Origin of the sequence: Pseudomonas sp. 10C3 (assembly GCF_036346185.1) — a bacterium.
GTDB lineage: Bacteria > Pseudomonadota > Gammaproteobacteria > Pseudomonadales > Pseudomonadaceae > Aquipseudomonas.
Genome location: NZ_JASJVE010000002.1, coordinates 28,695 through 48,942 on the forward strand (window position 1 = coordinate 28,695; position 20,248 = coordinate 48,942).

The window sequence follows — 20,248 nt, forward strand, 5'->3', positions numbered from 1 at the left end:
TTTTTGTCTTCCCCGCGCTGCTAGCGATCAGCTGTCAAGATGAGCGTTCCGGGGTTGCAAAACGAATCAGCCGCTCACCGAGCTTCACCTTCGCCCAGGCGATGAACGTTCGCGAACGAATCGACACCCGCCGCGATGGCAGGTAAACAAGCGAAACCGGCAATGGTTCGGGCTGGTAATCAATCAGCACTCTTTCAAGTTGCCCGGCATCTATCAGGTCCTGGACCTGATAGGACAGAAAAAACCCGATTCCCAACCCACTGAGGCAGGCAGAAATAGCCGTGTCACCGTTATTCGTGGTCATGCGGATATTGGTTATTTTCACCGGCAGCGGCTTGCCGTTCTCTTGCAGCATCAACTGGGTCCCCCCGAGCACTCCAGCAAGGCAAATGAAGGGCGCGCCGTTGAGGTCATCCGGTGTCTTGAGAGTCCTAAGCTCAGCCAGTAATGCAGGGCTGGCACACAGATAACGGCGCACCTGCCCCACGCGAGACACCACCAGATCCGGGGCGGTGACGTGGCCGATTCGCACCGCGACGTCGATCCCTTCTTCCAGCAAGTCAGTCACCCGGTCGATCAGGCTCAAGTTCACTGTCACCTTGGGATAGCGAGCCATGAACCCGTTGAGCACCGGGGCTACGTGATGACGACCGAACAGCACCGGGGCCGTGATCGACAAAGGACCGCTGGGCTCACTCTCCTTGTCGCGGAACACATCCTCAATGTCGCCGATTTCACGAATCACCGTACGACAGACATCGGCGTACAGTTTGCCCTCCTCCGTGATCCGCACATGTCGGGTGGTGCGTTCGAACAAGCGCACACCCAAGTGCTGCTCCGTAGAGGCCAATACCCGGACCACGGTCGGCAGTGAGACATCGAGCTTTTCCGATGCGGCCGTAAGGCTGCCATGCTCGATTATCGCCAATACCACCCGCATCGCTTGAACCGTGTCCATCACTTGCCTCGCCGTTTTACTCCAAATTACGGAGTAAAGATCTTCTCTTTACAGCATTTATTCAAGCGCCTGCGAGCACTAGCATCATCACCTGTACCACAACGGCCCCATTCCATGCAGCCCTTTAAAGGTGATTGCCATGAAGCTCTATTCCCGCCCCCTCTCCGGTCATGCCCATCGTGTTCGTCTGTTTCTGTCGTTGCTGGGTATTGAGCATTCTCTGATCGAAGTCGACCTTGCCGACCATGACTAGATCGTCGCAGGCCCCCCACCCAACGCTGGCTGATGTCGCGCTGTACAGCTCTACTTCGCTCAAGCCCCTGAAGGCAATGTCGACCTCGCAGGCTATCCTCGGATAAACCGTTGGCTGGTTCGGATCGAAGCATTACCAGGCTTTGTTCCCTTTCAGAAAACACCCGCAGGCCTGGCCGCAATTGCCTAATCCCAGGTCCTAAAGGATTGGCTAAAGGACCGGTGCATGGGCACTTTCAGCAGGGTCCATGCGCGATGAGGGAGGTGATCTGTCATGAGTAACGAACAACCTCAACGACCTCACTCACCCTGGCACGCAGGTGAACGCGCCTTGCAGCACAGCGTCGGGGTAGCCGAGAAAATGGGTGAACTAGGCAGCAGGATCATCCGTGATCAGATCATCGAGCAGCACCGTGCGTTCTACCCGCAGTTACCTTTCGTCGTGCTCGGTACGGTCGATCCCGAAGGGGATGTGTGGGCAACCCTTCGCGACGATGAGCCAGGCTTTATGCATGCGGTCGATCCATACCGTCTGCACCTGCAATTACCACGCAATACCAGTGACCCGGCGGACAGAGGCATGGATGACGGCCTGGCCATCGGTTTGTTGGGGATTGATTTACTGACCCGTCGACGCAACCGGCTTAATGGCACCCTCAAACGCAGCGACGATCACAGCTTCGACATTTCCGTCGAGCAGAGTTACGGGAATTGCCCGCGCTATATTCAACAGCGGCAACTCAGCGTCCGAAGTGACTCACGTCCGGCAACGGTTCAATGGATGGAGCAGCTGGATACCGACGCGCGCGATCTGATCAACAGCGCATATTCTTTTTTTGTCGCGTCTTACGTCGACGATACCCCGAGCGGGCGACAGGTCGATGTGTCCCACCGTGGAGGGACATCAGGTTTCGTGCGACTGGATGAGGACGGCACGCTGACGATTCCGGACTTCGCCGGCAATCTATTCTTCAATACCTTAGGTAACTTTGTCCTCAATCCGAAAGCAGGTCTGGTGTTTGTCGATTTCCCCACAGGCGACCTGCTGCAAATGACAGGCGATGTGGAGCTTATTCTTCACTCAGGCACCCTCAGCACCTTGGAAGGTGCCGAGCGGTTATGGCGTTTCAGCCCGCAACGTATCGTCAGGCGCTCGAATGCACTGGCATTACGTTGTTGATCAACCAAGCCTGACGGCAGCTCCCCTACTCACTGACGGCCGGGAGCTGGGGTACCCGTGCCGCCGTGCCCGGAACGACGCGCCCACAGTCTTAGTCCGAAGACGTCAGACGCTTGACTATCTTGTCCTTCACATGCAGGCGTTTTTCCTTGAGCTTCCTGAGCTGTTCATCGGTAACGTTTCCGGCTGACCCGGATTCAGCGTCAACCACTTCAGCGTCTATCGAGTTGTAGGATTCGAGCAGTTGGCTGAGCCTGTCGTCGGCGTCTCTGCGCCTGGTGATCTCTTCCTTGGTGATATTCAAATCCTTGAGCAAATTATGTTTGACCGGCATGTTGTCACCTCTGTTAAACCTGCAGTGATCGTAAGGTTATGAGGCTGGCTCCTGGAAAAGGTTCGTTATTTCTGCCGGTCCAACCCGCACAGTGGGTGAATCGGGTAACCCGATCACCCCGCATGGACGCCAGCAGATCGGTTCGTGATGGAAGCCTGGGCATGCCGGGGCTCGATATTGTCTGGGGGACATGGACTGGAGATCAATGTTCGCGCAAACGCCGTGCTTCATAGGCTTTAAGGTGAGTGTAGGCGAATTCAAGAACCGACAAATCTGCTGTCGACAGCCCTGCCGCGTCACGGCGTGCGACCAGATCACCGAACATATGCTCGACTTCGATGGCGGCACCACGTTCGATGTCTCGCAGCATGGAAGAGGTCATCTTCGACCCGGGAGTCGTCAACATATTCACAAAGCGCTCATGCGCCTGCGGGCGCAGCGGGTAACCGGCCTTGGCGGCGATCTCGGCGCACTCATCCAGCAATCTCAATACCAGTGACTCACCACCTGCGGCGAGCACATCACCGACCGTAGAGCGCATGGAGCAGGTAACGCCAGCACCGGTGGCGATAAAACACCATTTTTCCCACATCTCCTGAAGGATGCTTGAGCTGAGGTTAGCCTCAAAACCCGCGCCGACCAACTCATCCGTCACGCGCTGAATACGTGCGCTCACTTGCCCATCCAGTTCGCCAAATGTTAATTGGTTGGTGTCATTCAGATGCACGATGGTGCCCGACGCATCGCGGTCCACAGAGATCAGGCACTGCCCGCCCAATATATTCGTATGACTGAAACGTGCGGCCAGGCGATCTAGATGCGCCATGCCATTGAGCAGCGGCAGAATCATCGTTTCAGCCCCCACCGCTGCTGCAAAAGACTCCATCGCCGCGTCGAGATCGTAGGCCTTGCAACTAAGGAGAATCAGGTCATAGGGAGTATCCAGTGCCTGGCTCAGCACATAGGGCGGATCAGGATAATCGACGTTGCCCAACGGGCTTCGCACGATCAGCCCGTCACGTTCAAGCTCTTCGGCGCGACGAGGCCTGACCAGAAACGTCACGTCCCGCGTCGCCTCCAGCAGTCGTCCACCAAAATAACCGCCGATCGCACCGGCTCCAACGATCAAAATGCGCATGGCTGTCCAACCTCTGCTGAGCCGTTGAGAGGGTCTGCATGAAAGATAAGAATAGATGATAAAAAGCGCTCTTCAACAACAGATATCCCCCTCATCAGTTGTCCCCAGGCACTAAATCGCAGGCAAAAAAAACCCGAGTAGCCAAAGACCACTCGGGACGAGAGAGTTAGCTCAACGCTGAATACATCTTATATTTTGAAGGGTGTGAGGTCTGGCCAGAAAAGTGGCAAGCCACTGTCTAAACGCTCGCTCAAGCTACGGCTGGGGACTCCCCGTTCAGCCAATGCTGCGGCTCCCAATCGTGCTGATATAGCGTCGATGACAGCGCGGCTGGCGTCGTTATGAAACTGCCAGACGCCGTAGATTCTCCCATCGAAGGACGGCTCGCTGCCCAGGCGCGGGTCAATCCCAAGCCCCGAGCCCAGACCGAACAGATACAAACCGTGTAAGCGCCGCCCCGCCAGATCCAAAGGACAGCCTGAAGGGTCGGAATCAAGACCTCCCTTCACCTCGCGCAGGGTGATCGGCGTGCCATCGGCGTATTTGAGTTCAGGTATCCGAGGTTGATAACCCGTGCATTGCACCACCACATTCGATTCAGCCAACGCTTGGCTCGCACGTTCATACTGCCGGGCGGGGCCATTTCGAGTTTGCAGGAGATGGACCCGGACCCCGTCCGCACCTATTCGGCCGCGCTCAAGAATGTCCCGGCCCACGTCTAAAGCGCGATAACGCAAGCCGCCTGACCGGTTGACCCGGCCTGATACCGGGCAAATATCATTGACCGGATCAAACTCGTAGCCGTTCGCCAATGCCTGATCGGCACTTTCATAGAACAAACGGATTTGCGAGCGATGCACCAAAGTCAGCTCTTCCAGACCAACGCTTTGCAGTGCGCTGGCGAGGTTTTCCAGCACGGAAAAAGCACTATGAGAACCACCGACCACTGTGAATCGCCCCCCTGCGGCGAGGGTCGGCGCAAAATGTTCGCGCAACTCTGAGGCACTCATACGCAGCACTGTATCGGCACTTTGAATACTGGTCGACGGAGGCAGCGATAACCCCTGATCTGCCAGTGCGTTTAGCAGATGCTGCGGATCTTGACGGCCACCAAGGTTGAGTACCAGCGTACGGCACAGAATCGCCTGAGCACGCCCCTCGTGTTCGACCCAGACCTGAAACGCATCATCGTCGCTAACCACTTCCGTGATCGTGGTGCTGCTCCACACCTGAACGTCATAACGTTGAACGATAAAATCCAGCACCAGTTTCGACGCTTCTGCCAGCAGTTCCCCTACGTCTGATAGCCGTGGTGCGACAAAAGCCTGATCGCGGATGCGCCAATACGCCGCGCTGTGCTCCAACGGTTCAAACACTTCGCGCAATGCCGGATCACGCAGGCAATCGAGAAATACATCGCCCACAGAGTTGGCCGTAATCTGGTATTCACCCAATCTACCAGTCCCCGGATGAGGACTGGCGTCGACGATAATCAATCCGTCGCGCGTTAAATCAGGCAAGGCTCCGCTTTTCAAGGCATTGAATATCAGCCCCATGCCAGCAGGGCCAGCCCCTCCTACCAAACAACCGCAGACTACTTCCAGTTGATCTCCATACATGATAATTGACTCCGTGTTTAAATTCAGGTCGTCTTTCTGTGGTCAGAGTGACGTGTCAAGTCCGTCCTAAAAAAGCAGGGATAACCGTTAGCGTCGTGTTTGAATAGAAGAGGATGAAAAGTGGGGAATAACTAACGAGGGGAAAACAAGAAGGCGTTAGCGCAAGCCTCATTGGTGGGCTTGGTACGATGCTTCTTCCTCTGCGTTGCGCGGGAACATGCAACGTCATTCGGTAACTGCTCCTCGATAACTTATTTATCTTTATCGCAGGCAACGCTACCGCTGGGGCCAAATCTGGATGCCCTATTAATAGGCATTGTGTGGAGCGTTCCAAAAAAACATCCACACAGCGGTTCAACGATTCGCCCTGGAACAGCCTTGGCTTAAGTACTTAACTTAGGCGCCAAAACCTCGACCAATAATTTCAAAATTTCAGGAAAGTGTCAAATTACAGACTCATTACAAAAAACGTTACACTTACTCATTAACTGCATGATAGATATGGTTATTTTTTTTTGACGTTAAAAAGCCATCATTCACATGCAAAAAGTTTATTTTAAATAATCGATTTGGCGCGAGGATTTCTGGGCATGAGTGGCAGCCAGACAAGGAGCGGGCATAAAAATGGAGGAGGGAGAAAACCCAAAAAAGGTCTAACGAAAGGCGATTGACAACAACGTGGATTGACCGCCTGCAAGGCCCAGTCTAGACGGCAAGTTGACATAAATAGCCGGATGAAAATGACTGAGCCCCTGTAGCCGGGGAGTGCCACCCGCACGTTTAGCGAGCGTGACACATCACTAGAACCCGTAGTCCCCTGGGCCCAAGGGCGAGCCTCACCCGGCGTAGCGGGCCTGTGTATGCAGCTGACCATGGTTAGCCAGGTCATAACGCAGCTCAGCCACCAATTCGCATATATCCCGACTGTTATTAAGCCGGTCCAAAGAAATGCCCGTGACGATCAAATCGACCCGGTCGGATTGAGGGTCGGAAATTTGAACGGTCAATGAGAAATCAGGCGCCACCGTGCACTTGCAGCGCAACGGCAAAAAGGCACGTTCGATAATACCTCGTAGTTCCAACGTGGAAAGCCTGTACGCAATCATGTGCAGTCTCCTCGCAGCAGGCCGGGTCAAGATCCAGACACTGGCTACATCTATTTATTAGGGTACAAGGATTTCGTCCATGGTCGTCAAATAAACGGCGTCTATTACTTGAACGTCCTTAACTCTATACCCGCCCCCTGTGCGGGGCAATGCCATGTTAACGAGGGTGTACACAATCAATTGGAACGGCCTGATTTATAAAACGCATAGAAGAAACGTTTCATCTTTTACGGATGATAACAATACCGGCGGAACACACCCGTTTGACCACATTTACCTCATAAAAAATAAAAAAAACCGTTACGTCTCAGACCACCTTCCGTCGGCTGACTTCACGCAAGCGTCATGACTCGCTTCTTGCGAGTCGCAGATGAATCAGCGCAACCCTGGCGCCGTGTTTGTCTTGACGCTCGTCCACGGCATACGGCTGAAAGCCGAGCTTGGGGTAGAACAACAGACCCGGGACGTTGCGGTTGAAACACGATGCAGTCACCTCCCGGGCCTCGTGCTTATCGAAAGCGATATCAATCATGTAGCTGATCAGATAACGCCCCACACCTCGCGAGCGAGCATGGGGGGAAATGATGACATTACCCAGCGAACAACGGCCCCGAAACTCCCAACGAGAGAAGTTTGCGAAACCGACTACTGTGCCATCCATTTCAATCACGGTGGAGTCGGAGCAGTGGGTGATAGCCTCTTTTAGCTGATGCGGAGTCAGCGGATAAGTGGCCTTGGGAAACATATAAAACAGCTCGTCGGCGCTCTGTGGAAATTCACAGATAACCGGGATGTCTTTTTCTTCCAGGGGGCGATGAAGAAACATAGCTGGATAACCTCTCGAAGCATCAGGAGCACACGCATAGTAAGGACACTATATGCGAAGGATAGAGCAACTACATCCTTGCTAAAAAAACCCCTGAGAACCTAAGTTCACAGGGGTCAAGGCACTGCGCTCTCAGTAACGGGTCAAGGCATCCCCAGCCAATTGGGCAGGGCCATCGAGATGAAGGGGACGTAGGTCACCAAGATCAGGAACGCCAGAAGGATCATCAGCCACGGCATGGCGGCCCGGATTGTCTGGCCGAGGGTCAGCCCGGTTACCGCCGAGGTGACGAACAGGTTCAGTCCCACCGGTGGGTGCACCAGACCGATCTCCATGTTCACCACCATGACGATGCCCAGATGGATCGGGTCGATGCCCAGCTTCATGGCAATCGGGAAGAAAATCGGTGCCAGGATCAACACGATGGCCGACGGCTCCATGAAGCTGCCGGCCACCAGCAATACGATATTGACCATGATCAGAAAACCAATGGGCGTCAGGCCTTCGGAAATCACCCATGTCGTGATTTGCTGCGGAATCTGTTCGGTGGTCAGGACGTGGGCGAAGAGCATGGCGTTAGCGATGATGAACATCAGCATGATCGACAGCCGTCCGGACTCCATCAACACTTTCGGGCAGTCACGGAACCGCATGTCCTTGTAGACGAACAACGCAACGAAGGCCGAATAGACTGCTGCCACCGCCGCTGCTTCCGTCGGGGTGAACATGCCGCTATAGATACCGCCGAGGATGATCACAAGCAGCAGCAAGCCCCAGAATGCACGCCGTGCGGTGTGCAACCACTGACGAAAGCTGACCCGTGGCTGTGCCGGTAACTTCTTGACCCTGGCGACGATGTAGATCACCACCATCAAGATCACACCGAGCAAAATCCCGGGGACAATGCCGGCGATGAACAACTTGCCCACCGAGGTTTCAGTCGCGGCGGCGTACACCACCATGACGATGGACGGCGGGATCAGGATGCCTAGCGTCCCCGCGTTACAGATGATGCCTGCGCCGAACTCTTTTGGATAACCGGAGCGCACCATGCCTGCCACCGCGATGGAGCCAACGGCAGCCACCGTCGCCGGAGAGGAGCCAGACAATGCCGCGAACAACATGCAGGCCAGCACAGCGGCAATCGCCAATCCTCCACGAATGTGCCCGACGCAAGCGTTGGCAAAGTCGATCAGGCGTTGCGCAACGCCGCCGGTGGTCATGAACGCGCCCGATAACAGGAAGAATGGGATCGCCAGAAAGGTGTAGCTGTCAGACGTTTCAAACAGCTTGATCGCCAGCGAACTCAACGAGTCCTGACTGAACAAGAGGATGGAAACCGCCCCGGACAGACCCAGCGAAATCGCGATCGGCACGCCCAGGAACATAAAAACGAACAGCAGCAGGAACAGACAAAGAACCGTCATCAGTGGTGCTCCTCGCTCGAACTGGCGAGTTTGCTCGCTTCGGCCGCCTCATCTGCCAGCCCGAGACCGAGTTGACGATGGGTGAAGATGCGCCAGAAAATTTCCACGTACCGGATGAATACCAGGCCGAAACCAAGGGGCACGATCGCGGCGATGTACGAGACCTTAATGCCGAACTGATCGAGGTCCTCAGCACCAATATTGGCGATGAACACGGCCGACACCCATTTGTAGCTGGCCACCACGAACAATCCGGCGTAAGCCAGGCAACACACGCACGCGAGCATTCCCAGCAGGCGTTGCATGCGCCGTGGCGTCAGCCTGACCAATGCGTCCACACCCAGGTGCCCGGCGGTACGCACTCCGTAGGACATGCCAAAGAAAATCAACCAGCCGAACAGCGCCTTGGTCAGCGCCACACTCCAAGTCATTTCCTGGGCAATCCCCATTAAGTGGTCACCGATACTCGAGAAAAAAGCGCTGCTCACCACCCACTTGTCGCTCAGGGTGTAAAAGAACGTATAGATGTTGTTGAACATCACGTAGACGAATGTAACCAGGGTCATGGCGGCCAGCAGGAAGGCAATAACGGCTTCCTCCAGATGCTCCCAAAGTCGCGTCAGCGATTGCATAGAAGTTCTCCGAACGTAGAGAGAGCAGCCGCTCAGATCAGAACGGCCGCGCAGACATTGCTGTCTGTACCGATCAGTTGTCGGTAAACATCAAGGTGCTTTGTTGGAGTCGTCAGCAGCTTTGATCAGATCGGGACCAATTTCAGCCGAGAACTTTTCCCATACTGGACGCATCGCTTTTCGCCATTCCGCGCGTTGCTCGGAGGTCAGTTCGATGACTTCGCTGGTTTTGGCGTCGATGATTTTTTGCTTGGCGCTCTGGTTCAGCGCTTCAGCTTGCCTGTTCACTTCAATCGAGACCTCGTCGAGGATTTTTTGCAACTCGGTGCGGATATCTACTGGCAGGCCGTTCCAGAACCTGGAGTTGGTGATGACCATGTAGTCGATCAAGCCATGGTTGGATTCAGTGAAGTACTTCTGCACTTCATTGACCTTTTGGCTTTCATAATTCGACCACGTGTTCTCGGTGCCATTGACCGTACCGGTCTGCAACGCTTGATAGACTTCGGCGAAGCTCAACTTACGCGGGTTGGCGTGTACGGCCTTGAATTGCTCTTCGAGCACGCTGGACGCCTGGACCCGGAACTTCAGGCCGCGTGCATCTTTAGGCACGCGCAAAGGCTGGTTGGAGGAGAGTTGTTTCAGGCCGTTGTGCCAATAGGCCAGCCCGTGAATGCCTTTGTCGTCCATGGAGGTCAACAACGCTTTGCCCTGCGGACCTTGCTGAAAACGGTCGACCGCTGCCAGGTCATTGAACAGGAATGGCAGGTCGAAGATTTGCACCTGTTTGGTGTACTGCTCAAACTTGGCCAGGGACGGAGCCAATAACTGCACATCACCCAAGAGCAATGCTTCCATTTCCTTGCCGTCGCCGAACAGGGACGAGTTCGCATAGACCTCGACTTTCACCTTGCCCGCCAGACGTTCCTCGGCGAGTTTCTTGAACAGCAAAGCGCCCTGCCCTTTGGGCGTATTTTCAGCCACGACGTGAGCGAACTTGATAATTATGGGGTCGGCTGCCTGCGTCAGGCTGGCGATGGACACTGCGGCGGCGCATAGGAGCGCGCGGGTCACCTTCAACATCGATTTCACCTTTTTATTGTTGTGATTATTTTTGAGGGAGCTTTTAAAGCGCTGGTACAAAGATGCACAAGGCCGCGCGTTTAGAGAATTTGCATTTTTATAATCCAGCGTTTGGTTTAGCTGAACGCTGGCACTTTGTACCCATGGTCGACTCTGAAGCCCCTGTGGCGTGGGGATAAACCCTCGAAGACTATTGACCCAAAGCAGTTATCGTACAACGATGTTACGACTAAAGTCGTAGACAGCTCTTACCCTCTAGATAAGCGTCAGGGCCAATAATCGTTGAGCGCGCAGCAAGACCGGCGCGTCGACCATTTGCCCGTCGACTTGAAATACGCCTGCGCCATCAGCACCCGCGTCCAGCACGCGTTGCGCCCAAGCCAGGTCTTCAGCACACGGGGCCAAAGCCTGGTGAATCACCGAAATCTGTTTCGGGTGAATGCACAAGGCGCCCGCAAAACCCATCTCATAAGCATGACGAACGGACTGGTGCAGCCCCTCTGGGTCGTCGATGGCCGGGTGCACGCCATCAAGGGGAGGCAACAACCCCGCGCCACGCGAATGCAGCAACAACAAGACGCGCGCCTGATCGAGTACACATTGTGCAGCCCGAGTGCCGTTGCTCAAATTCAGGTCCAGCGCCAGGTCCAGGCTGCCAAACGACAAGCGCTGAACGCCTTTGGCACAAGCAATCTCGGCCAGCGCCAACAGGCCACGAGCGCTCTCGATGATCGGCCAGATCAGCTTGCCGGTGGCCGCCACTGCAGCTACCTGGGCAGAACTCTCGACCTTGGGCAGCAACACCCCGATAACCCCTGAATGGCGTTGGCAGAACGCCAGATCAGCGAGGTGTTCGGCGTGCTCCGGGGCATTGACCCGAACCCAGACCGAGGCCTGCGGAGTGCTTTGCAGAAAAGCCGCCAGGTTATCCCGAGCCTGGCGCTTGAGCGATTCTTCCACTGCATCTTCGAAATCGACAATCACCGCATCGGCACCCGCAGCCAGCGCCTTGGCGAATCGCTCGGGTCGGCTACCGGGCACAAACAGTGCAGAGCGGACAATGGAACCGGACATGGCTATTTCCTCTTTCTTGGGGAGGCCCAATTAATCTGTGGGAGCACGGTGTGGAGGTCTCAGACCACCCCTGCCGCTTGCAGCCGCGCCTGATCTTCAGCCGAAAAGCCCAGCTCACCCAAAATACTACCGGTGTGTTCGCCCAGCCCCGGCACCGGGTCCATGCGCGGGGTAAAGCCAGCGTTGCGCCCTGGCGGCAGCAATGCCGGCAGCTTGCCGGCCGGGCTGTCCACTTCGCGCCAGCTGTCGCGGGCCTTGAGTTGCGGGTGTTCCCACACACCCTGCATATCGTTGACCCGGGCGTTGGCGATCTGCGCCTCTTCCAGCCGGGTCACGACCTCTTCCACCGTCAGTTGGGCGAAACCATCGACAATGATCTGGCGCAGCGCCTCGCGATTTTCCGATCGTTTGAAGTTCGCCGAAAAACGCTCATCGGTGGTCAGCGCAGTGTCGAGCAACACCTTCTCGCAGAACAGCGCCCACTCGCGTTCGTTCTGCAAACCCAGCATCACCGTGTCGCCGCCCTTGGTCGGGAACGGACCATACGGGTAAATTGTCGAGTGCGAAGCTCCAGCACGCGGTGGCGGCTGGGCGCCTTCGAAGGCGTAGTACATCGGGTAGCCCATCCACTCCACCAGACTTTCCAGCATGCTCACGTCAATGCGGCTACCCACCCCGGTTTTGTCGCGCAGCAACAGCGCCGACAGAATCCCGCTGTAGGCATACATGCCCGCCGAGATGTCGGCGATGGAACAACCGGCTTTGGCCATCTGGTCTTCGCCCGGCCCGCCGGTCACCGACAGGAAGCCACCCTCGCTCTGAATCAGCAGGTCGTAGGCCTTTTTCTTTTCATAAGGCCCGCCTTCACCGTAGCCGGAAATGTCGCAGACGATCAGCCTAGGGAAGCGCTCATGCAGCTCTTCGAACGACAACCCCATGCGCGCCGCAGCACCCGGTGCCAGGTTCTGCACCAAAACATCGGCCTTGCCAAGCAGGGCCTGAAGAATGTCCTCCGCCTCGTCCTGTTTGAGGTCCAGGGTCAGGCTTTCCTTGGAGCGGTTGGTCCAGACAAAGTGCGATGCCAGGCCACGCACGCGCTCGTCGTAGCCCCGAGCAAAATCGCCGCTGCCGGGGCGTTCGACTTTCACCACTCGCGCCCCCAGATCAGCCAGCTGCCGGGTGCAGAAAGGCGCTGCAATCGCGTGTTCGAGGCTGACCACGGTAATCCCGTCCAGCGGACGAGGATTGGCTGGTTGAGTCGTCATAGGGTTACCTCCGCCGCATTGCGCAGCTGCCAGACCTTTTCAATCAGCGCTCGGCCCTGCTCCGGCGTGCGTGCGCCAGAGAACGCCAACAGACGCTGAAATTTTTCTTCCAGTTCAGGACGCGACAGGGTGTTGCCCGGATCGCCCTTGGGCTCGTCGATAGCTGCGGATAGGGTGCGGCCGTCCGTCGTGGTGACCACCACACGGCCCAACCAGCGCGCCGGATAGGCACCGTCGACTTCACTGTCCAGCGCCATGCTGACTTTCTCGCGGAACGCTGCCACGGCAGGATCAGTCAGGGCAAACGCTTGGAACTCGGTCAATTGGGCCTTGCCGTGCACTGCAATTAAACCGAGTACTGCGCCCATCGAAAACTTGGCCTGATGCACCGTCTGCGGAACCACAACCCGCCCAAGCACATCGATAGCGGCCTGATGCACACGGGTGGTGACATGCTCGATCTGATCATGAGTCAGCCCCTCGCGCTGCATCAAAAGGAGCAACGCATCGGCAGCCGGATGAGTATGGCGGCACGAGGCGTGGAACTTGAACGAGGTCTCGGCCAGCGCCCAACGGCTGCCCAACCGGTCGGACAGCTTGCTCGGATCAGCATCGCTGGACATGCCTGCGGCCATGCCTTGATCGCCTTCGAGGATATTGCGTGCACCGGTCAGGCCATCGAGGGTCATGTACGCTGCGAGTAAACCATCGGCAGCGGCTTTGGCGGTGTGCAGCTGTTTCGAGTCGGCGGCGTCTCGCAAAAACTCCCACAACCCGGCAGCCTGAGTGCCCGCGTTGCCAAACAGGTTGATGAATTGCTCTTTATCGAAGCCCAGCAACTTGCCGACCGCAACGGCTGCCGCGAGGGTACCGACCGTGGCCGTGGTATGGAAAATCTTGTAGTGAGAACGACCCATGAACTCGCCGATGCGAATCCCGGCCTCATAACCGGCCACTGAGGCCAGCAACAATTCGCGACCGGACTTGCCCAGGTCCTGAGCCGCCGCCAGCACGGCGGGGAACACCACCGTGGCCGGATGCAGCACCGAGCTGTTGTGCAGGTCGTCCTGCTCGACCAGGTGCGAGGAAGCTGCGTTGACCAGCGCGGCGAAATACGCCGAGGTACCACGGCCGCTCACCAGTATTTTCGCCGGGCCATCGGCTGGCCCCATGTGCTGCGCATAACGCTCGAACAGCGGAATTGGGTGCGAACCCTGGCTGGCCAGCGCCGAGCCCAGCCAGTCGAGAAACAAGTCTTCGGTGCGGTCGAGCACGGCGTCTGGCACCTGCTCGTAGTTCAGGTCGGCCAGGAAGCCGGCCAATGCTTGGGTATGGCTCATGATCGGCTCCTCAGAAACTGCGTGGCAGTTCGAGCAAATGCTCGGCGACGTAGGACAAAATCAGGTTGGTCGAGATCGGCGCGACCTGATATAGACGGGTTTCACGGAACTTGCGCTCGACGTCGTATTCGCAGGCAAAGCCAAAACCCCCATGGGTTTGCAGGCAGGCGTTAGCCGCTTCCCAGGATGCTTTGGCCGCCAGATATTTGGCCATGTTGGCGCTGGCTCCGGCATTCTTGCCGCTGTCGTATTCCTCGCAGGCACGCCAGCGCATCAGGTCGGCAGCTTCGATCTCGATGTGCGCTTCGGCAATCGGGAACTGCACCCCCTGGTTCTGGCCGATGGGTCGCCCGAACACCACCCGATCACGGGCATAGGCGCTGGCTTTTTCGATGAACCAGCGGCCGTCGCCGATGCATTCGGCGGCAATCAGCGTACGCTCGGCATTCAAGCCATCAAGGATGTAGCGAAAGCCTTTACCTTCCTCGCCGATCAGGCTGTCGAGGGGCAGTTCCAGGTTGTCGAAGAACAGTTCGTTCGTTTCATGGTTGACCATGTTGGCGATGGGCTGAACGGTCAGGCCGTTGCCAATGGCCTCGCGCAGGTCGACGAGAAAGATCGACATGCCTTCGGATTTCTTCTTCACTTCAGTCAGCGGTGTGGTGCGCGCCAGCAGGATCATCAGGTCCGAATGCTGGACCCGCGAGATCCAGACTTTCTGACCGTTGATCACGTACTTGTCACCCTGCTTCACCGCAGTGGTCTTGATCTTGGTGGTGTCGGTACCCGTGGTGGGCTCGGTGACGGCCATGGATTGCAGGCGTAATTCACCGCTGGCCAGCTTCGGCAGGTAATAGCTCTTCTGTGCCTCACTGCCGTGACGCAACAGGGTGAACATGTTGTACATCTGGCCGTGAACGGTGCCAGAGTTACCGCCGCAGCGGTTCACTTCTTCAAGGATCACTGACGCTTCGGCCAGGCCCAGACCCGAGCCGCCGTATTCGGTCGGGATCAGCGCCGCCAGCCAGCCGGCATCGGTCAGCGCCTTGACGAACGCTTCAGGGAAGCCCTTCTCTTCATCGACCTTGCGCCAGTAAGCCGCATCGAATTCGGCACACAGGGCGCGCACGCCTTCGCGGATGGCATTCAGTTCTTCGTTATCGTTGGGGTTCATCGATTGGCTCTCATGGGTCCGCACGGACACGGGCTTATCTAACGGGACTGTCCACTGGATTTAGTCGAAATCGACTTCAGCGCTTTGGGCGATACCGGCGTCATTGCCGGCCCATAACTGCGCCTTGCCAGGTTCAAGCAAGCGGCCGCCCACGCTGAACGGTTGCGGGGCAATCAACGGGCGCACGCCGCGATAGGCGAAACGGCGCAGACGCGCCTCGGGGTTGGCCCGGCAGAACGCACGCAAGCTCAAGGTGGCGATCATCGGACCGTGCACCACCAGGCCGGAATAGCCTTCGGTGCCGGTGACGTAGGGGTAGTCGTAATGAATACGGTGGCCGTTGAAGGTCACGGCGGAATAGCGGAACAGCAACGTCGAGGTCGGCACGACAGTCTCACTCCAGTCGCCCCCGGGGACGGCTTCGCCGCTGCTTTGCTTCGGCGGGTTGGGCTCGCGGTAAACGATGTCCTGTTCTTCGCGAATCGCCAATCGCCCGTCCTGGGAATAATCGTGGCGCACGGTGACGAACAACAACGCGCCAGTACGGCCGTGCTTTTCTTCGATGTGGGTGATGGTCGACAGCCTATGGGCGTCGGCGCCGACCCGCAGCGGTTCGAAGAACTCGATACGACCGCCCGCCCACATGCGATTGCGGTTATCGGCCGGTGGCAGAAAGCCGCCGCGTGCTGGATGACCGTCAGTGCCCAGCAGGGACTCTGCCAATGGTTCCTGAAAGAAGCACCACGCCCACAGTGGCGGTAGAGCATCGCCATCGGTGGGAATATCTTCACCGAAGGTGGCAGCAATACGTTTGATCAAATTGCGACTCAGGTGATCCTGGGCTTCTTCGGTGCGACCGATCCACGCAGTGAAGTCGGTGCTGCTAGCTGAAACGCTCATGCGGGTTACCCCTGGGCAGTTGTTGTTATGCCAGGATAATGCAAGGCGCTGGGCATTCTGAGAATTTGCATTTTCGTAAGCCAGCGTTCATAAATGCTGAACGCTAATAAAAATGAGAGACGATGATGCACTTCGATCTGGCTGACCTGCGCCTGTTCATCCACATTGGCGAATCGCCTAGCCTGACCCAGGGTGCGCGGCGGGCGTTTCTGTCACCGGCGGCGGCCAGCGCCCGGATCAAGGCGCTGGAAAGCCAATTCGATACTCGCCTGCTGTACCGTGACAGCCGTGGTGTAGAGCTGACACCCGCCGGTCACCGCCTGCTCAAGCATGCGCGACTGGTGATGCGTCAGGTGGATTACCTGAAATCCGAGTTCACCCGCTACGGTACCGATTCCGCCGGGCACATCCGCATCTTCGCCAACACCACAGCAGTGACCGAGTTTCTGCCGGAAGTGCTGGCAGGTTTTCTGGCGAAAAGACCGGGGGTAACCGTCGACCTGCAGGAGCGCCTGTCACGGGACATCGTGCGCGGCGTGCTTGATGGCACCACCGACATGGGCATCATTGCCGGTCCGGTGGAAGCCGCTGGCTTACAGGTGATGCACTTCAGCACCGACCGTCTGGTGCTGGCCGTCCCCGTGGGGCATGCGCTGGCCAGCCCGAAACCGGTCACCCTTAAACAGACCCTGGCCTTCCAGCATATAGGCCTGCACGAAGGCAGCACGCTCCTGAGTTTCCTGCGTGATCATGTCGAGCGACTGGGGCAAAACCTGTCGCTGCGGATTCAGGTGTCCAGCTTCGAGGCCATCTGCCGCATGGTCGAAGCTGGCGTGGGCATTGGCATTATTCCCGAGTCCGCCGCTGCCCGGCACAGCCGCACCATGCAACTGGCGATTGTCGAACTCGACGAACCCTGGGCGATTCGCGAACGCAGTATCCTGGTCCGCGAACTGGACGCCTTGCCAGGCACGGTGCGCGCGCTGATCGCAACCTTGATGCCGGATGCGCCCGAAGTGACAACCGACGACGCGGTACCGGCGCTCGGCTAAGCCCCCGCCGCCGTGAGTTCGAAACAAAAAATCGCGCCTTTTCCGGGCGCCGACAGCAGACGAATCTGAGCGTCGTGCAATTGCAAAATGCGCCGCACGATCAGCAGGCCGAGCCCTCCCGAGCGCCGGTCGCCCGCCTGACTGAAAGGTCGGCGGAACAGGTTTTCCAGCAGTCGCGCAGGAATACCCGGCCCAGTATCGCTGACCGTGACAATTACTTTGCCCGCCTCATGCTTGAGCGCCACCTCGATGGTCCCGCCCGACGGGGTATGCCGGATCGCGTTGTCGATCAGGTTAGTCAGTACCCGCTCGATCATGCCCAGGTCGGCCGACACCATGGACGACGAGCGCGGTAATACCGCCACCAGCCGCGACTGTCTGGCTTCGGCCATCAATTCGAATTTCTGAAAGACGTCCTGAATCAAGTCGGAGAGCGAAAAATCTTCGACCACCAGTTGCACAGCGCCATGCTCCAGCCGGGCCAGCTCGAACAACGCCTGCGCCAGTTGACGTACGTTATCGCTCTGACTCAGGGCCGCAGCGAGATAGCGCTGCCGCTCGGCCTCGCTCAGCGTTGCGCCCTTGAACGAGAGGGTTTCCAGATAGCCATGCAACGACGCCAGCGGCGTGCGCAAGTCATGGGAAATATTCGCCACCAGTTCGCGTCGGTCTTGATCCAGCTGCGTCAGGGTGCGCCATTGCTCGGCAATCCGAGCAGCCATCTGGCTAAAACTGGCCTCAAGCACGGCTATTTCATCGCGTCGACTGGCGCCATCTTCTGCGGTTACCGGCAACGCGACCGGTTCCGCCTGGGTATCGAAGTGGCGCATAGTGTCGGTCAGTCGGCGCAGTGGCCGGGTAATCATCCGAAATGCCATCAGCCCCGCCACAAGCCCCAGCAGTGCAACCAGCGCCATCGACCATAACGTCGTGCGCAACACCGAACTGGCAGCCACCTGAGCAGAAATGAGGTCATGCGCCTCGCCCATCAATACCACGTAGAGGTAGCCCAAATCCTGGCTCCCATCGTGCAGCGCGGCGACGCTGAAAACCTTTTGGCCGTCGACACTGCGCGGATCATCGCCGAGGATTGGCAGTGGCTGCCCGTCCAGCAAGCGGTGCAGAGGATTGAGGTCGACGCGGTCGCGCTTCAGGTGCCCGGCTGGCGCATCGTCGCCCGTGATACGGCCCGCGCTGTCCAGCAAATAGACTTCGACGCTGGGATTGACGTTCATTAGCTTGCTGAACAGCCTGCGGATGTCCTCAACCTTGAGAGTACCGGGACCAATCATGTTGTTGTCGCGGGCGATACTGTCAGCCAAGCCACGCGACAAGCCTTGCACCACTTCCTTTTCATGCAGGTCGTTGGCCCGGATCTGCAACCACGCCGACGCCCCACAACAGGCCAACAGCAAGATCGCGAACGCCACGGACAGGCGTTGTAATAGCGTCAGGTTCATTCAGGAGGCCTCACGCGGTCCGGCGAAAAGCGATAACCCAGGCCCCAAACGGTCAGGATGCGGCTAGGTTCCGCCGGATCAACCTCGACTTTTGCGCGCAGACGATTGATGTGGGTGTTGACGGTATGTTCATAGCCATCGTGCTTGTAGCCCCACACCTGATTGAGTAAGTCCATGCGTGAAAATACCTTTCCAGGATTTTTCACAAAGAAATACAACAGGTCGAATTCACGCGGCGTGAGTTCGAGGTATTTACCATCGACCTCGGCCTGACGCGTCACGGGATCGAGCGACAGCCCGTTGAGCTCAATCTTGCCAGCGACGGTTCTCATGTTTTTTTCCAGGGCGTCCACCCTGCGCAACAGCGCCTTGACCCTTGCCGCCAGTTCCAGCATCGAAAAGGGTTTGGCCAGATAATCGTCAGCGCCCAGTTCGAGCCCAAGCACCCGATGCATCTCGCTGGAGCGGGCACTGGTGATAATGATTGGCGTATAGCGAGCCATGGCACGGGCTTGCCGGCAGATTTCCAGACCGTCCACGCCCGGCAGCATCAAATCCAGGATCAGGGCATCCCAGCCGCCCTGCTCAAGCTGCGCCAGCCCGGCATTGCCATCGGCGCAATGCGTCACTGCGTAGCCCTCGTCCTGCAAATGCAGGCGCAACAAGCCTGCGAGCTGCAGATCATCTTCGACAATCAATACACGTTTGGGCGTATCCATTATCAGCCTTCTGGAATGGGTGACGCCGACGCGCGGGGGACGCGACGGGAAAGCCATTGTGCAAGATTCCATCGAATCCATTTATCACAATTAATTTAACTTTGCGTGAGGACTTGGTGACTGCCCGCGAAAAACAATGACACAACGCCCACTCCTTCCAAGTGAACCCTATGCAATCCAGACGATGGTTTCTTTTTTGCGGCACGGCTGGCGTCGCCTTGGCGGCGACAGGACTCCTCGACTGGCGCGCCCTGGCCGCGACGTCGGGCGGAACGGCCAATACCGGTGAAGTCTTCGAGGTGTCGCACACCGAGGCCGAGTGGCGCGCGCTACTGACGGCGGATCAATTCGAGGTACTGCGCCACAGTGCAACCGAACGGCCGGGCAGCAGCCCGCTCAACAACGAACACCGGACCGGACGCTTTTCCTGTGCCGGATGCCAGCTTGAGTTGTTTTCCTCCAGCACCAAATTCGACAGTCATACCGGCTGGCCAAGCTTTTATGCCCCGCTCGAACATGCCGTCGCAGAAACACGCGACATGGCGCTTGGCATGGTCCGCACCGAAGTGCACTGCCGTCGTTGCGGCGGCCATCTTGGCCATGTGTTCGATGATGGCCCCGAACCGACCGGGCTGCGCTACTGCATGAACGGCGTGGCCATGACATTCAAGCCAGGTTCGGCATGAGCCATGACTCAGCCCACAGCGAC

Annotated in this window: 19 protein-coding genes and 1 pseudogene; 4 read left to right on the forward strand and 16 right to left on the reverse strand. The window is 57.6% G+C overall.

Features of this window, described 5'->3' with window-relative positions:
• Window positions 1–34: 34 nt before the first annotated feature.
• Window positions 35–958: a LysR family transcriptional regulator gene (locus QN399_RS01930; RefSeq protein ID WP_322179689.1), complete on the reverse strand. Its 924-nt coding sequence runs from the start codon at window positions 956–958 to the stop codon at window positions 35–37.
• A gap of 139 nt (window positions 959–1,097) precedes the next feature.
• Between QN399_RS01930 and QN399_RS01935 the strand changes: the two are divergent.
• Together QN399_RS01935 and QN399_RS01940 are read left to right on the forward strand one after the other, a co-directional pair.
• Window positions 1,098–1,400: pseudogene (locus QN399_RS01935) on the forward strand (hypothetical protein).
• Between the two features lie 84 nt (window positions 1,401–1,484).
• Window positions 1,485–2,390 (forward strand): pyridoxamine 5'-phosphate oxidase family protein, encoded by a 906-nt coding sequence (locus QN399_RS01940; RefSeq protein ID WP_322179691.1) that lies wholly within the window; start codon window positions 1,485–1,487, stop codon window positions 2,388–2,390.
• 91 nt (window positions 2,391–2,481) lie between these two features.
• Here the strand turns inward: QN399_RS01940 and QN399_RS01945 are convergent, their stop codons facing one another.
• From QN399_RS01945 to QN399_RS02005, 13 genes are all read right to left on the reverse strand, one after another.
• Window positions 2,482–2,724 carry a DUF465 domain-containing protein gene (locus QN399_RS01945; protein ID WP_322179692.1) on the reverse strand — a complete coding sequence of 81 codons (243 nt, stop codon included), beginning with the start codon at window positions 2,722–2,724 and terminating at the stop codon, window positions 2,482–2,484.
• 202 nt (window positions 2,725–2,926) lie between these two features.
• Window positions 2,927–3,862: a ketopantoate reductase family protein gene (locus tag QN399_RS01950; RefSeq protein ID WP_322179693.1), complete on the reverse strand. Its 936-nt coding sequence runs from the start codon at window positions 3,860–3,862 to the stop codon at window positions 2,927–2,929.
• Between the two features lie 188 nt (window positions 3,863–4,050).
• A complete protein-coding gene (locus tag QN399_RS01955) occupies window positions 4,051–5,481 on the reverse strand; it encodes a pyridine nucleotide-disulfide oxidoreductase (protein WP_322179695.1) in 1,431 nt (476 codons plus the stop codon).
• 836 nt (window positions 5,482–6,317) lie between these two features.
• The gene (locus tag QN399_RS01960) at window positions 6,318–6,587 is read right to left on the reverse strand and encodes a DUF1652 domain-containing protein (RefSeq protein WP_322179696.1); all 270 of its coding nucleotides are present in this window, start codon (window positions 6,585–6,587) and stop codon (window positions 6,318–6,320) included.
• Window positions 6,588–6,930: 343 nt separating this feature from the next.
• Window positions 6,931–7,413, reverse strand: coding sequence for a GNAT family N-acetyltransferase (locus QN399_RS01965; RefSeq protein ID WP_322179697.1), 483 nt, complete (start codon window positions 7,411–7,413; stop codon window positions 6,931–6,933).
• A gap of 143 nt (window positions 7,414–7,556) precedes the next feature.
• Window positions 7,557–8,840: a C4-dicarboxylate TRAP transporter large permease protein DctM gene (gene dctM / locus QN399_RS01970; protein ID WP_219060643.1), complete on the reverse strand. Its 1,284-nt coding sequence runs from the start codon at window positions 8,838–8,840 to the stop codon at window positions 7,557–7,559.
• Window positions 8,840–9,472, reverse strand: coding sequence for a TRAP transporter small permease (locus tag QN399_RS01975; RefSeq protein ID WP_322179698.1), 633 nt, complete (start codon window positions 9,470–9,472; stop codon window positions 8,840–8,842). Before QN399_RS01975 ends, dctM begins: the two co-directional genes overlap by 1 nt.
• A 90-nt stretch (window positions 9,473–9,562) precedes the next feature.
• Window positions 9,563–10,555, reverse strand: a complete 993-nt coding sequence (locus tag QN399_RS01980; RefSeq protein ID WP_322179699.1) for a TRAP transporter substrate-binding protein — start codon at window positions 10,553–10,555, stop codon at window positions 9,563–9,565.
• A 255-nt stretch (window positions 10,556–10,810) separates the two neighbouring features.
• On the reverse strand, window positions 10,811–11,629 hold the full coding sequence (locus QN399_RS01985) for a CoA ester lyase (protein WP_322179700.1): 819 nt from the start codon (window positions 11,627–11,629) through the stop codon (window positions 10,811–10,813).
• Window positions 11,630–11,688: 59 nt separating this feature from the next.
• Window positions 11,689–12,894, reverse strand: coding sequence for a CaiB/BaiF CoA-transferase family protein (locus QN399_RS01990; protein ID WP_330200489.1), 1,206 nt, complete (start codon window positions 12,892–12,894; stop codon window positions 11,689–11,691).
• On the reverse strand, window positions 12,891–14,237 hold the full coding sequence (locus tag QN399_RS01995) for an MmgE/PrpD family protein (protein ID WP_330200560.1): 1,347 nt from the start codon (window positions 14,235–14,237) through the stop codon (window positions 12,891–12,893). The genes QN399_RS01990 and QN399_RS01995 overlap by 4 nt, the downstream gene beginning before the upstream one ends.
• A 7-nt stretch (window positions 14,238–14,244) precedes the next feature.
• Window positions 14,245–15,408, reverse strand: a complete 1,164-nt coding sequence (locus QN399_RS02000; RefSeq protein WP_322179702.1) for an acyl-CoA dehydrogenase family protein — start codon at window positions 15,406–15,408, stop codon at window positions 14,245–14,247.
• Window positions 15,409–15,468: 60 nt separating this feature from the next.
• Window positions 15,469–16,308, reverse strand: coding sequence for a MaoC family dehydratase N-terminal domain-containing protein (locus QN399_RS02005; protein ID WP_330200490.1), 840 nt, complete (start codon window positions 16,306–16,308; stop codon window positions 15,469–15,471).
• A 125-nt stretch (window positions 16,309–16,433) separates the two neighbouring features.
• Here QN399_RS02005 and QN399_RS02010 point away from each other — a divergent pair, with 125 nt between their 5' ends.
• Window positions 16,434–17,360 carry a LysR family transcriptional regulator gene (locus QN399_RS02010; protein ID WP_322179704.1) on the forward strand — a complete coding sequence of 309 codons (927 nt, stop codon included), beginning with the start codon at window positions 16,434–16,436 and terminating at the stop codon, window positions 17,358–17,360.
• Here QN399_RS02010 and QN399_RS02015 read toward each other — a convergent pair.
• Both QN399_RS02015 and QN399_RS02020 read right to left on the reverse strand, forming a co-directional pair.
• Entirely contained in the window at window positions 17,357–18,820 is a 1,464-nt protein-coding gene (locus QN399_RS02015) for a HAMP domain-containing sensor histidine kinase (RefSeq protein WP_322215680.1), read from the reverse strand. The two genes, QN399_RS02010 and QN399_RS02015, sit on opposite strands and share 4 nt — an antisense overlap.
• Window positions 18,817–19,539 (reverse strand): response regulator transcription factor, encoded by a 723-nt coding sequence (locus QN399_RS02020; RefSeq protein WP_322179706.1) that lies wholly within the window; start codon window positions 19,537–19,539, stop codon window positions 18,817–18,819. The genes QN399_RS02015 and QN399_RS02020 overlap by 4 nt, the downstream gene beginning before the upstream one ends.
• Before the next feature lie 170 nt (window positions 19,540–19,709).
• On the opposite strand from QN399_RS02020, the gene msrB reads away from it, so the two are divergent.
• A complete protein-coding gene (gene msrB / locus QN399_RS02025; RefSeq protein WP_330200491.1) occupies window positions 19,710–20,225 on the forward strand; it encodes a peptide-methionine (R)-S-oxide reductase MsrB in 516 nt (171 codons plus the stop codon).
• Window positions 20,226–20,248 lie beyond the last annotated feature (23 nt).

What these genes read in the sequence shown, in the direction of transcription:
- QN399_RS02005 (WP_330200490.1), bottom strand. Translation starts at nt 16,308, where the DNA reads ATGAGCGTTTCAGCTAGCAGCACCGACTTCACTGCGTGGATCGGTCGC.
- QN399_RS01945 (WP_322179692.1), bottom strand. Translation starts at nt 2,724, where the DNA reads ATGCCGGTCAAACATAATTTGCTCAAGGATTTGAATATCACCAAGGAA.
- QN399_RS01990 (WP_330200489.1), bottom strand. Translation starts at nt 12,894, where the DNA reads ATGACGACTCAACCAGCCAATCCTCGTCCGCTGGACGGGATTACCGTG.
- QN399_RS01930 (WP_322179689.1), bottom strand. Translation starts at nt 958, where the DNA reads ATGGACACGGTTCAAGCGATGCGGGTGGTATTGGCGATAATCGAGCAT.
- QN399_RS02020 (WP_322179706.1), bottom strand. Translation starts at nt 19,539, where the DNA reads ATGGATACGCCCAAACGTGTATTGATTGTCGAAGATGATCTGCAGCTC.
- QN399_RS01965 (WP_322179697.1), bottom strand. Translation starts at nt 7,413, where the DNA reads ATGTTTCTTCATCGCCCCCTGGAAGAAAAAGACATCCCGGTTATCTGT.
- QN399_RS02000 (WP_322179702.1), bottom strand. Translation starts at nt 15,408, where the DNA reads ATGAACCCCAACGATAACGAAGAACTGAATGCCATCCGCGAAGGCGTG.
- QN399_RS01950 (WP_322179693.1), bottom strand. Translation starts at nt 3,862, where the DNA reads ATGCGCATTTTGATCGTTGGAGCCGGTGCGATCGGCGGTTATTTTGGT.
- QN399_RS01975 (WP_322179698.1), bottom strand. Translation starts at nt 9,472, where the DNA reads ATGCAATCGCTGACGCGACTTTGGGAGCATCTGGAGGAAGCCGTTATT.
- QN399_RS02015 (WP_322215680.1), bottom strand. Translation starts at nt 18,820, where the DNA reads ATGAACCTGACGCTATTACAACGCCTGTCCGTGGCGTTCGCGATCTTG.
- QN399_RS01940 (WP_322179691.1), top strand. Translation starts at nt 1,485, where the DNA reads ATGAGTAACGAACAACCTCAACGACCTCACTCACCCTGGCACGCAGGT.
- QN399_RS01980 (WP_322179699.1), bottom strand. Translation starts at nt 10,555, where the DNA reads ATGTTGAAGGTGACCCGCGCGCTCCTATGCGCCGCCGCAGTGTCCATC.
- QN399_RS01985 (WP_322179700.1), bottom strand. Translation starts at nt 11,629, where the DNA reads ATGTCCGGTTCCATTGTCCGCTCTGCACTGTTTGTGCCCGGTAGCCGA.
- dctM (WP_219060643.1), bottom strand. Translation starts at nt 8,840, where the DNA reads ATGACGGTTCTTTGTCTGTTCCTGCTGCTGTTCGTTTTTATGTTCCTG.
- msrB (WP_330200491.1), top strand. Translation starts at nt 19,710, where the DNA reads ATGCAATCCAGACGATGGTTTCTTTTTTGCGGCACGGCTGGCGTCGCC.
- QN399_RS01960 (WP_322179696.1), bottom strand. Translation starts at nt 6,587, where the DNA reads ATGATTGCGTACAGGCTTTCCACGTTGGAACTACGAGGTATTATCGAA.
- QN399_RS01955 (WP_322179695.1), bottom strand. Translation starts at nt 5,481, where the DNA reads ATGTATGGAGATCAACTGGAAGTAGTCTGCGGTTGTTTGGTAGGAGGG.
- QN399_RS02010 (WP_322179704.1), top strand. Translation starts at nt 16,434, where the DNA reads ATGCACTTCGATCTGGCTGACCTGCGCCTGTTCATCCACATTGGCGAA.